This window comes from Allobosea sp. CRIB-10 (assembly GCF_900112185.1).
Classification (GTDB): Bacteria; Pseudomonadota; Alphaproteobacteria; order Rhizobiales; family Beijerinckiaceae; genus Allobosea.
Map to the genome: position 1 here is coordinate 141,806 of NZ_FOKP01000014.1, position 11,230 is coordinate 153,035.

General features: G+C 66.4%; 7 protein-coding genes and 1 pseudogene. 2 read left to right on the forward strand and 6 right to left on the reverse strand.

All coding sequences use genetic code 11. From position 1 onward, the window contains the following. Positions 1–55: 55 nt before the first annotated feature. The 6 genes and pseudogenes from BMZ69_RS18155 to BMZ69_RS18180 form a co-directional block, all read right to left on the reverse strand. Positions 56–595, reverse strand: coding sequence for a GNAT family N-acetyltransferase (locus BMZ69_RS18155; RefSeq protein WP_092159118.1), 540 nt, complete (start codon positions 593–595; stop codon positions 56–58). A gap of 15 nt (positions 596–610) precedes the next feature. Beyond that, positions 611–2,980: pseudogene (locus BMZ69_RS18160) on the reverse strand (Orn/Lys/Arg decarboxylase N-terminal domain-containing protein). 190 nt (positions 2,981–3,170) lie between these two features. After that, positions 3,171–3,746: a putative periplasmic lipoprotein gene (locus tag BMZ69_RS18165; RefSeq protein WP_092159120.1), complete on the reverse strand. Its 576-nt coding sequence runs from the start codon at positions 3,744–3,746 to the stop codon at positions 3,171–3,173. Between the two features lie 288 nt (positions 3,747–4,034). Then, positions 4,035–4,709 (reverse strand): Crp/Fnr family transcriptional regulator, encoded by a 675-nt coding sequence (locus BMZ69_RS18170; RefSeq protein ID WP_092159122.1) that lies wholly within the window; start codon positions 4,707–4,709, stop codon positions 4,035–4,037. 143 nt (positions 4,710–4,852) lie between these two features. Beyond that, the gene (locus tag BMZ69_RS18175) at positions 4,853–5,446 is read right to left on the reverse strand and encodes a LysE family translocator (protein ID WP_092159124.1); all 594 of its coding nucleotides are present in this window, start codon (positions 5,444–5,446) and stop codon (positions 4,853–4,855) included. 74 nt (positions 5,447–5,520) lie between these two features. After that, positions 5,521–9,075, reverse strand: a complete 3,555-nt coding sequence (locus tag BMZ69_RS18180; RefSeq protein WP_092159126.1) for an indolepyruvate ferredoxin oxidoreductase family protein — start codon at positions 9,073–9,075, stop codon at positions 5,521–5,523. Between the two features lie 279 nt (positions 9,076–9,354). Here BMZ69_RS18180 and BMZ69_RS18185 point away from each other — a divergent pair, with 279 nt between their 5' ends. Next, on the forward strand, positions 9,355–10,005 hold the full coding sequence (locus BMZ69_RS18185; RefSeq protein ID WP_175506859.1) for a DUF1007 family protein: 651 nt from the start codon (positions 9,355–9,357) through the stop codon (positions 10,003–10,005). Then, the gene (locus BMZ69_RS18190; RefSeq protein ID WP_092159130.1) at positions 9,996–11,012 is read left to right on the forward strand and encodes a nickel/cobalt transporter; all 1,017 of its coding nucleotides are present in this window, start codon (positions 9,996–9,998) and stop codon (positions 11,010–11,012) included. The genes BMZ69_RS18185 and BMZ69_RS18190 overlap by 10 nt, the downstream gene beginning before the upstream one ends. Positions 11,013–11,230 lie beyond the last annotated feature (218 nt).

Consider the following 11,230-nt stretch of genomic DNA (forward strand, 5'->3'; position numbering starts at 1 on the left):
CACGAGTTCCGGTCGCTATTCCGATAGAGGGTCCGATTGAATCGCCCGGCCCAGCCTACCCAATCGGCTGCGTCGCACCCGGCCCCAGCGATCTCTGCACCATGACGCTGTCGGACCATTTGCCGTGGCGATAGGCGACACCCGGCAACAGCCCCACGCGGGCGAAGCCGAAGCGCTCATGCAGGGCGAGCGAGGCGCCGTTCTCGGCGTCGATATAGCCAATCATCTGGCGAAAGCCGGCAGCGGCGCAGGCGTCGATCAGCGCCTGCATCAAGAGCCGTCCGATGCCGCGGCCGAGATGCTGGTGATGGACGTAGATTGAGTGCTTCACCGTGAAGCGATAGGCCGGCCGCTTGCGGAACAGCACGACATAGGCATAGCCGACGACCTCGCCGCTGCGGGTCGCGACCAGATGCGGCAGCTTGCGGCTGCGCAGGTTCTTGCGCCGGTCCTTGAGATCGTCCGGCTGCGGCGTGCCGGTGTCCTCGACGCCGGCCTCGATGCCATGGCGGATATGCCGGCGATAGATCGCCAGCATCGGCTCGACATCGTCGTCGCGGGAGGGACGAATGATGATCGGTAGGTCGCTCTCCATATGCCGTAGCGACCCTTAGCCCTGCGCCTGCTCGCTGACGACATAAGTATGGAGCCGCACCCGCCCTTCGGCATCGAACTCGCGATAGACGCCCTGGATCTCGACCTCGAAGCCGGGGAAGGCGTTGAAGCAGGCCTCGAACATCTTGAGATAGTCGATCATCGGCTTGGCCCGTTCGGTCAGCCGCTCGCCCGGGACGATGGTGGCGATGCCCGGCGGGTAGACGACGAAGGGCGTCGTCGCGATCCGCCCGGCGATGGCGTCGATCGGCAGATAGTCGACGTCGTTGCGCGTCAGGCAGCGCGCCGCATCATGCGGCGACATCGCCATCTCCGGCAGATGCTCCGGCGAGAACTGCCGGTTCTGCAGTCCGCTGACATCGTGATCGCGGAAGAAGCGGTGCATCTCCCCGCAAAGGTCGCGCAGCCTGACGCCGGCATAGCGGCCCGGCCGGCGCCGGTAGAATTCGGGGATCGCCTCTTCCAGCAGAGCGTTGTCGTCGTGCAGCTTCTTGAAGGCGACGAGCCCGCTGATCAGCGTGCCGGCCTTGCTCGCCTCGACGCCCGGCGTGAGCAGGAAGAGCAGCGAGTTGAGGTCGTTCTTCTCGGCGACGATCCGGTTCTCGCGCAGGAACTGGGCGACGACCGGCGCCGGGATGCCATGCTCGGCATAGGCGCCGGTCTCGCGGTCGAAGCCGGGCGTCAGCAGGGTCAGCTTGTTGGGGTCGGTTATGGCAAAGCCCGGCTCCATCCCGGAAAAACCTTGCCAGCCCGCATCCGGCGCCAGCTGCCAATAGTTGGGATTGCTGGCGAGCTGATCGGTCGCGACCATTTCCTAGGCGACGTCATGGACGGCGCCTTCGCGCGAGGCGTCGGCGATGCTGACCCGGTCCGGCACGAATGGCTCGAAGAACCAGCGCCGATCGGGCCTGGTCTCTTTCTCCTCGAATTCGCGGCGCACGGCCCGGATCTTCTTGCGCAATTCGATGCCGAGCCGGATCGTGTCGTCCCAGAGCACCTCGCCGGACCGGCCCTTCATCATCTGCGCGCCGACGTCGAGCGAGGCGAACAGCGGATAGAACGGCGAGGTCGAGGCGTATTGCATGAAGCTCTCGTTGAAGCGCCGGTGCTCGACCCGCCGCTTCTGGCCCTTGATGTGTCGGTCCTTGATGTGGATCTGCGAGGCCTGGCTGAAGCTGGCGAGCTGCTTGTGGGTCGATTGCGTCGCGATGATGCCGGGCGAGTCCGGCCCCAAGCCCGTCAGCCCCATGGCGAAGCGCCCGGCATAGAGGGGGTGGAATTTCATGAAGCCGGCCCAGGCCTCGTCGAAGAGGATGTACTCGCAGAGATGGCCGATCTTATCGAGGATCATCTGGGCCGAGTGGATCGTGCCGTCATAGGTGCATTGCTCGACCACGGCGACGCGGAACGGGCGCGGCTTTGTCCAGGCCTCGGGATCCTTGACCAGCGGGTTCAAGCGGATGCGCTCGCGCAGCGCTTCCTCGTCGAAGCTCTCCCAGCGCATCGGGCCGATCAGGCCCCAGGCATTGCGGGCGGTCGGGATATAGACGGGGATGCCGCCGGCGATCAGCAGCGCGCCGTGATGGGCGGCCTTGTGGTTGTTGCGGTCGAACAGGACAAGGTCGCCATCGGTCACCAGGGCTGCGAGCGCGACCTTGTTCGAGGTCGAGGTGCCGTTCAGGACGAAATAGGTCTTCTCCGCCCCGAAGATCTGCGCCGCTTCCTTCTGCGCCTTCAGCGCCGGGCCCTCATGGGTCAGCAGGTCGCCGAGATCGAGCACGGAATTGTCGAGATCGTCGCGGAAGACAGCCTCGCCGAGATGCTCCATGAACACCCGGCCGATCGGGCTGCGGCTGTAGAACACGCCGCCATTATGGCCCGGGCAGGTCCAGAGATGGTTGCCTTCCTCGGCGTAGTCGACGAGCGCGCCGAAGAACGGCGTCTTCAGCGTCTCGGCATATTGCTTGAGACGGCTGATCAGGCTCTTGGCGATGAAGGGCGGCGTCTCCTCCGAGAGGAAGATATAGCCGTCGATGAAATCGAGCACCTCGACCGGCACGTCCTCGAAGCGCTTGCGGCGGATCAGCAGGATGATCGGGAAATCGAGGCCGCGCCGGCGCATCAGGTTGATCAGCGCGGCGGTCTTGCCTTCCAGGCCCTTCTTGCCCCAGTCGACCACCATGCAGCCGATGGCGGCATCGGTCTGGACCGCGATCTCGGCATCCTCGAGCTTGCGCGCCTTGACCACCTCGAAGCCCGAGCGCTCAATCTCCTCGATGATCTGGTTGAAGCGGATGCCTTCGAGATCCTCGGCATCGAAGTTCGGCGTCGCGAACAGGAAGGTGAAGCGCCTGAAATAGTCCATGCCGGCTCCGCTCAGCGTGAACCGGCAGCATTGGGCGATTTATGCGACAATTCGGCGACCATGGAGCCGGCTAGGTTCGAGCCGCGCTTTTTGCACCATCCACTGCCGCGGCAGGCGCAACCCCCATCTCCCTGTCGAGGAGGAGGCTGCGCCTCGCGGTCTCACCCGCAAGGGCTGCGTGCGAACGCAGTCAGGTCTTCTGGAGCAGGAAGGCTTCGGCGAAGCTCAGCTCGACCATGTCGCCGCGCTTCAGGCGACCCAGCTCGTTCTGGATGTCGGGATCCGCGACGACATGGGTCCGAGGCCCGGCCGGGCCGACATAGCTGACGACGTTGGTCGCCGGATCGAAACTCTCGAATCGCGCCGTCACCGTCAGCGACCGCGCGACGAAGCGCTCCGGCAGATTCTGGAAGGAGGAGTCGGCCGAAGCCTCGGTGTAGATGATCGCCGGCTTGGCGCCTTTCCGGGCCCGCTTGACGTCGAGGATCACGCCTTCGACGCGGCGAACCTCGACCCTGTCGCCCGGGCGCAGGTTCTGCAAGTCTCCGAATACCGGCGGCACGGCGACGGGCCAGGTCTGGCGGCCCTGCCTGACGACCACGGTGCGCTGGGCGGGATTGACCGCGGCGATCTCGACATCGAGCCGCTCGACTTCCACCGGCCCGACCCCGGCGACGACGACCGTCTGGCTGGTGACTACCGGAGTGGTCGCGCAACCCGCAAGAGCGAATGAAACTGCGGCGATCACGCTGATCTTCTTCAACATTGGACGTCTCCCCATCGAATGCTGTCCGGCCTGAAATCGACTGCCGGCTTCCGGGTTTCGGTCTACAAATCGAGAAAATTGCGAATTGATGACTTCGCGGATTCAAGAATAAAGGCCAACTTCCACGGCGCCACAATAGGCCCCTCGAAGACGAATAAGGGCTAGTGTTTCACTCTACCTGTTTATCCTAGAGCCTTTGCGACGCAGTGGACATCGGTCCGCATGAAGAAAATGCAATAAAACAAAGACCTAGAGCGATTCCGCGATTCGGAGAATCGCGGAATCGCTCTAGCCTTCGTAACGCGCCAGCCGCTCCAGATCGAGGATCGTCACCTCGTTGTGGCCGATCTTGATGAAGCCGAGCTCGGCGAGCTTGGCGAGGCTCTGATTGGCCATCTGCCGCGAGATGCCGGCGAGCAGGCCGAGCTCCTCTTGGCTGATGGTCAGCGTCCGGTCGTTGTTCGGATAGAGGATCGGGTTGAACAGCCAGGCGAGGTTGCGGGCGAGGCGCCCGGTGGCCCCGAGCATGCGGTCGTATTCGGCAAGCCCGATGAACTGGGCGAGGCGCTCGTTGAACTGGTGCACCAGGAAACGGTTGAAGGCGGCCGAATGCTCGAACAGCCAGAGGAAGGTCTGGCGCCGCATCAGCGCGACCTTGCTCTCGCGCAGCGCGACGAGATCGTAGCGCCGCGCCTCGTTCTTGATGATCGTGCCCTCGCCGAACCAGGCGCCGCCGCGGAGACCCGCAAGCGTCGCCGATTTGCCGCTGCGCGAGGTGGTGCTCATCTTGAGCAGGCCATCGGCGACGCCGGTCCAGGATTCCAGCCGGTCGCCGACATGGCAGACATAGGCGCCCTTGCCATAGGCCTTGATGCTGGTGCCGCGTCTGGCTTCCTCGAACTCCTCCGGCGTGAGGTCGTTCGACCAGGTGGCGATCCGGCGCAGCTCGTCCTCGGAAATCAAGATTCGCCGGCCCCTCGCATGCGCTCGTCGCGCACTATGCGGCCCGGTTCATCGCAAACTCAAGTCAGGCTGGCGGTCGCACCGCCTGCACCGATCCCCAGATGCGCCGTGCGCCGCTTCCGCGAGGGGAGTCGGCCCGGGATTCAGAACCTGATCGCGGCGGCGAGCGAGGCGAGCAGCAGCACGGCGAAAACCAGGTTGACGATCCGGTTGCTCCGGGAATCGCGGAACAACCCGGTCAGGCCCGAGCCGGCGAGCAGCCAGGCGATGTTGACCGCGGCGATCACGAGCAACAGCAAGCCGATCTTGAGGATCGCATCGATCGCCGGCTGCTGCGGCAGCAATGCGAAGCCGGAGAACAAAGCCGCCATCGCCGCATAGCCCTTGGGATTGACCAGCGAGAGCGCGAAGCCGGCGGCGAAGGACGGCGCGGCGATATCGCTGTTCGTCTCGGCGAGCGGCGGGGCCGTCGCGATGCGGAAGGCGAGGTAGAGGAAATACAGCGCCACCAGAATGGTGACGACCGGCGCGAGGCCGGGCAGCGCCAGGATGATCGCGACGAAGCCGCTGGCGGTCAGCGCCATCACCGCCACCATGCCGAGCGTGATGCCGGCGCCATAGGCGAGGCCGCGCCGGGTTCCGAAGGCGGCGCCGGTCGCGGTCAGGCTCAGCGTCGCCGGGCCGGGACTTCCGGTGAGAGCGACGCCGGCGAGAAGGAAGCCAGCCAACCCGTCCATGATCTCCTCCGCAGTTCTTGAAAGAATGCAGAGGGAAGCAGCAGAGACGCCACCGGTCTTGAACGTTCGTGCGGCTACTCCGCCGCCCGTGGCATCGCCAATGCCTCGGCCGAGCCGTCGCGCAAGCGCTTGAGCAATTCCGCCTCCTCGGCCTTGGCGGCGGTGAGATGGCGCTCCTTGACGTGGCCGAAGCCGCGGATCTTTTCCGGGATCGCGGCGAGGGCGACGCAGAGCGCATGGTTCTGCGGCGAGAGCTTGCCGAGGATCTCGGCGACCAGCGCCTCGTAATCGGCGATCAGCTTGCGCTCGGTCCTGCGCTCCTGGGTGTAGCCGAAGACGTCGAAAGCTGTGCCGCGCAGGCCCTTCAGCTTCGCCAGCATGCCGAAGGCGCCCAGCATCCACGGCCCGAAACTCATCTTGCGGGCTAAGCCGGTATTGGGATCGCGCTTGTGCAGCAATGGCGGGGCGAGGTGGAATTCGAGGCGCAAGGGCTCGCCGGAGGTGCTGTCCTTCTCGAAGGTCGCGGCGAGCTGCCTGCGGAAGGCTCCGTCGCTGTAGAGCCGGGCGACCTCGTACTCGTCCTTATAGGCCATCAGCTTGAAGAGATAGCGCGCGACGCTCTCGGCCAGCGCGCTCTGGCCGGGGACGTGGCTCGCTTCCTTGGCGCGGACCTTCTCGACGAGGTCACGATAGCGCGCCGCATAGGCGGCGTTCTGGTAGCCGGTGAGGAAGTCTACGCGGCGGGCGATGATCTCGTCGAGGCTCTGCGAGATCTGGCGCGCCTCGGTCGGCGCTTTGGCCTCGGCGAGCGCCGCGAGCAGGGCCGCCGGGTCATGCGCGGCGCGGCGGCCGAGCTCGAAGGCCTGCTTGTTCATAGCCACGGCCTCGCCGTTGAGCTCGATCGCCCGCAGCAGCGAGGCTCGCGACAGCGGCACCGCGCCGAACTGCCAGGCGTAGCCGAGCATGAACATGTTGGCGGCGATGGCATTGCCGAGGAAGGTGGTGGCGGCTGCCGTGGCATCGACGAGATGGGTCTGCTCGCGCCCCGCGGCCGAGACGATCGATCGCTTCAGCCGCTCGGTCGGCAGCGAGAAATCGGCGTTGCGGGTGAAATCGCCGGGCATCGCCTCGGCAGTGTTGACGACCACGGCCGAGCGGCCCTGGCGGATCGCGCCCAGCACCTTCTTCGAGCCGGTGACGGTGAGGTCGCAGCCGAGCACGAGATCGGCCTGGCCGGCGGCGACGCGGATGGCGTGGATCTCCTCCGGCGTCGGCGCGAGGCGGACATGGCTGAAGACCGCGCCGCCCTTCTGGGCGAGGCCGGCCATGTCGATCATGCCGCAGCCCTTGCCTTCGAGATGGGCGGCCATGCCGAGGATCGCGCCGATGGTGACGACGCCGGTGCCGCCGACCCCGGTGACGACAACAGCGAAGTTGCGGTCGAGCGCCGGGACCTTGGGCTCGGGCAGGTCACCGGCGCCGAGCGCCGAGGCATCCGTCGTGCGCGGCTCCGCCTTCTTCGGCCGCGCGCCATGCACGGTGACGAAGGAGGGGCAAAAGCCCTTCACGCAGGAGAAGTCCTTGTTGCAGTTCGACTGGTCGATCTGGCGCTTGCGGCCGAATTCGGTCTCGAGCGGCTGCACCGAGACGCAGTTCGACTTCACCCCGCAATCGCCGCAGCCCTCGCAGACCAGCTCGTTGACGATGACGCGCTTGTCCGGGTCGGGATAGGCGCCGCGCTTGCGCCGGCGGCGCTTCTCGGTGGCGCAGGTCTGGTCGTAGAGCAGCAGCGAAACGCCTGACGCGGTCGCGAGCTCGCGCTGGACGGCGTCGAGAGCGTCGCGATGGTGCAGGGTGGTGCCCGGCGGCCAGAGCGTGCCGGCCGGGTACTTGTCGGGATCGTCCGAGACCACCGCGATGCGGGCGACACCCTCGGCCGCGACCTGGCGCGCCATCTGGTCGGGCGACAGGTGCCCTTCCGCCTGCTGGCCGCCGGTCATCGCGACGGCGTCGTTGTAGAGCAGCTTGTAGGTGATGTTGACGCCCGACGCGACGGCCCAGCGGATCGCGAGCGAGCCGGAATGGGTATAGGTGCCGTCGCCGAGATTCTGGAAGACGTGGCCGCGTTTCGAGAACGGCGCCTCGCCGACCCAGTTGGCGCCTTCGCCGCCCATCTGGGTGAAGCCGGTAGTGTCGCGGTCCATCCACTGCACCATGTAGTGACAGCCGATGCCGGCATAGGCGCGCGAGCCCTCGGGCACGACGGTCGAGGAATTGTGCGGGCAGCCCGAGCAGAAATAGGGCGTCCGCTTGGCGACTTCGATCGCCTCGGCGAGACGGCCCTGAGCCGCGGCGATCTCTTCCAGCCGACCGCGCAAGGCGGGATCGTCGCGGTACTGCAGCAGGCGGGCGCCGAGCGCGATGGCGATGTCGTTGGGATCGAGCGCGCCATGGACCGGGAAGAGCCATTCGCCCTGCTCGTCCTTCTTGCCGATCACCATCGGCTGGTGGGCGGTGCCGTAAAGCTCCTCGCGCAGCTGCACCTCGATCAGCGAGCGCTTCTCCTCGACGACCATGACGAGGTCGAGACCTCTAGCGAAATCCTTCAGCTCCTGCGGATCGAGCGGCCAGGGGCAGGCGATCTTGAACAGCCGGATGCCGAGATCATTGGCGCGGACCTCGTCGAGGCCGAGCTCCTCCAGCGCCTGGCGCACGTCGAGATAGGATTTGCCGACTGTGATGATGCCGATGCGCGGCGCCTGCCCGCCCGAGAGCATGGTCTGGTTGAGCTTGTTGGCGCGCAGATAGGCGAGGATCGCGGCGCGCTTGTGCAGGTGCAGCCGCTTTTCCTGGTCGAGGAAGTCGAGCTCGCGGCGGATGCTGAGGCCGCCCGGCGGCATGACGAAGTCGTCGGGGGTGGCGATGCTGACCCGCTCGACCGAACCGTCGACCGAGGCCGTCGATTCGATGTTGTCCTTGACGCATTTGAGGCCGACCCAGACGCCGGCGAAGCGCGAGAGCGCGAAGCCGTGCAGGGAATAGTCCATGATCTCCTGGACGCCGGCCGGATTGAGGATCGGCATCATCCGGTCGACCAGCACGAACTCGGTCTGGTGGGCGTTGGTCGAGGATTCGGCGGTGTGGTCGTCGCCCATCAGGCAGAGCACGCCGCCATGGCGCGAGGTGCCGGCCATGTTGCCATGGCGGAAGACGTCGCCGGTGCGGTCGACGCCCGGGCCCTTGCCGTACCAGAGCGCGAAAACGCCGTCATACTTGCCCTCGCCGGAGAGCTCGGCCTGCTGCGTGCCCCAGATCGCGGTGGCGGCGAGGTCCTCGTTGAGGCCGGGCTGGAACACGATGTTGGCGGGCTTCAGCTGCTTGGCGGCACGGGCGAGCTGCTGGTCGAGCCCGCCGAGCGGCGAGCCGCGATAGCCGGAGACGAAGCCGGCTGTATTCAGCCCGGCGCGCCGGTCGCGTTCGTGCTGGACCAGCAGCATGCGGGCGATGGCCTGCGTGCCGGTCAGGAAGATCTGCTGCTTGGAGAGGTCGTATTTGTCGTCGAGGGCGACGGCCCTCAGTTCGGGCTCGCCGGCTGCGGCGCCTTGCGAAGTCTGCTGCGTACCGGCCATGGCCGACCTCCCGACGATCGCACTCAAATCGACTATAGGGACCGGTAGCGCCGGTCTCCAATTCGTTATTACGTCAGCAAGGCTGTCATACCCGGCGTGATATCGTCAAATCACCCTGGGGTGATTCCAGAGTGGCGGAGACGGATGTGCCGCGATTTGGCCGCCTTTGCGGGCGATGCCGGCAGGGCCTCCGGCACGAGATTGCGAGGGTAGGCGCGGCGAGCGCGCTTTTGTATGAAGGCTCGGCCGGATTCGCCGCAGATTCGAGGAAATTGCCGCGTGCCGCGATACTCGACGCTCCCGACGCTGTTCGCCGCCGTTGCCAGCTTGCTCGGCCTCGCTTTGCCGGCGCTGGCGCACCCGCACGTCTTCGTGACCTCGCGCACCGAGATTCTCTATGACGCTAGCGGCGCCGTGAAGGCATTGCGCCATCGCTGGAGCTTCGACGAGGCCTATTCGGCCTATATGGTCCAGGGCCTCGACAAGAACGGCGACGGCAAGCTGACCTCGGACGAATTGGCCGAGCTCGCCAAGGTCAACATGGAATCGCTGCCGGATGTCGGCTTCTTCACCATCGCCAAGGCGAACGGCAAGGCGCAGGAATTCGGCACGCCGAGCGGAGAGTCGCTCTCCTATGAGAACAAGATTCTGACGCTGACCTATACGCTGCCGCTGAAGACGCCGGCCACGGCCAATCGATCCTTCGGCATCGAGATCGGCGATCCAACCTATTTCGTCGCCTTCGAGATCGGCGAGGAGGCTGATGCCGTCGCAGCGCGCGATGCGCCCAAGGGCTGCATCGTCCGGATCATGCGCCCGCCCAAGCTCGACTCTGCGACGCAGCAGCGTCTGGCGCAGGAGGACATCACCGCGACGCCTGACATGAGCGCCTATCAGGTCACCACCCGGGCGCTGGTGGCATGTCCCTGAGCGCTCCCGCCGCGCCGGGCCTGCCGCTCTGGCCGCGTCGGCTGCTGGTCGCGCTGCTGGCGCTGGCTTTGGTCGCCGGCGCGCTCGGGCTGATCGCCTGGGTTGCCAGCCTCTATTTCCCGCCGCCGCCTCCGCCACCGCGTAATCCGTTCGGCACGGCGCTGCCGCGCGAGGCGTTACCGGCGACGACGGGCATCGGTGCGATCATCCTCGCCTGGCAGTCGAGCTTCTATCGCGAGCTGACCGCGACGCTGAAGGCGATCGCGCAATCGCCGGCGGCGCTGCCCGGCCTGCTCGGGCTCGCCTTCGCCTATGGCGTCTTCCACGCTGCCGGGCCCGGCCACGGTAAGGCGGTGATCTCCGGCTATATCGTCGCCGACAACCGCAACCTGAAGCGCGGGCTTGGGCTTAGCTTCGCGGCGGCAATCGTACAGGCGCTGGTGGCGATCGCGCTGGTCGGCACACTGACGCTGTCGCTCAACGCGACCGCCAAGACCATGGCTTCGACCACCTTCGTGATCGAACAGGGAAGCTTTGCGCTGGTGGCGCTGGTCGGGCTCTATGTGCTCTGGCGCAAGGCCGGCAGCCTCGTCGCGCTCGGCGGCAGCGCGGTGCATGACCCCGCAACCTGCGACCATGTCCATATGCCGGGAGCGGATGAGGTCTCGCGCCTGCGCTCCGTCCGCGAGATGGCCGGCGTCGTGCTGGCGGCGGGCCTGCGCCCCTGTGCGGGCGCGCTGATCATCCTCGTCTTCGCCAATGCGCAGGGCCTGCTCTGGGCCGGCATCGCCGCCACCTTCGCCATGGCGCTCGGCACGGCGCTGACCACCGGGGCGCTGGCGGCGCTGGCGGTGTTCTTCAAGTTCGCGGCCCTACGCTTCGCCGGCGGCGGCTCGTTGAAGGGAACTCGGATTATCGCCGGGCTCGAAGTGCTGGCGGCGGCCTTCGTCGCGGTGCTGGGCGCGGCGCTGTTCTTCGGCCTCTGGGCGGCCGGGCAAGGGAGTTAGGCTTCCTTCTCCCCTCGGGGGAGAAGGTGCCGGCAGGCGGATGAGGGCGGTACGACTGGGTGAACGAAAAGAGCCGTTTGCGCAGCCCTTCCCTCATCCGTCAGCGCTTCGCGCTGCCACCTTCTCCCCCGAGGGATTTCTCTGCGAAAGGGTTCTGGCTTTGAGGTTTGATTGCTGATTCAGTTGGCCTGATCGGAGCGGGATGATCGGCATGTCGG

What these genes read in the sequence shown, in the direction of transcription:
- BMZ69_RS18155 (WP_092159118.1), bottom strand. Translation starts at nt 595, where the DNA reads ATGGAGAGCGACCTACCGATCATCATTCGTCCCTCCCGCGACGACGAT.
- BMZ69_RS18165 (WP_092159120.1), bottom strand. Translation starts at nt 3,746, where the DNA reads ATGTTGAAGAAGATCAGCGTGATCGCCGCAGTTTCATTCGCTCTTGCG.
- BMZ69_RS18175 (WP_092159124.1), bottom strand. Translation starts at nt 5,446, where the DNA reads ATGGACGGGTTGGCTGGCTTCCTTCTCGCCGGCGTCGCTCTCACCGGA.
- BMZ69_RS18180 (WP_092159126.1), bottom strand. Translation starts at nt 9,075, where the DNA reads ATGGCCGGTACGCAGCAGACTTCGCAAGGCGCCGCAGCCGGCGAGCCC.
- BMZ69_RS18190 (WP_092159130.1), top strand. Translation starts at nt 9,996, where the DNA reads ATGTCCCTGAGCGCTCCCGCCGCGCCGGGCCTGCCGCTCTGGCCGCGT.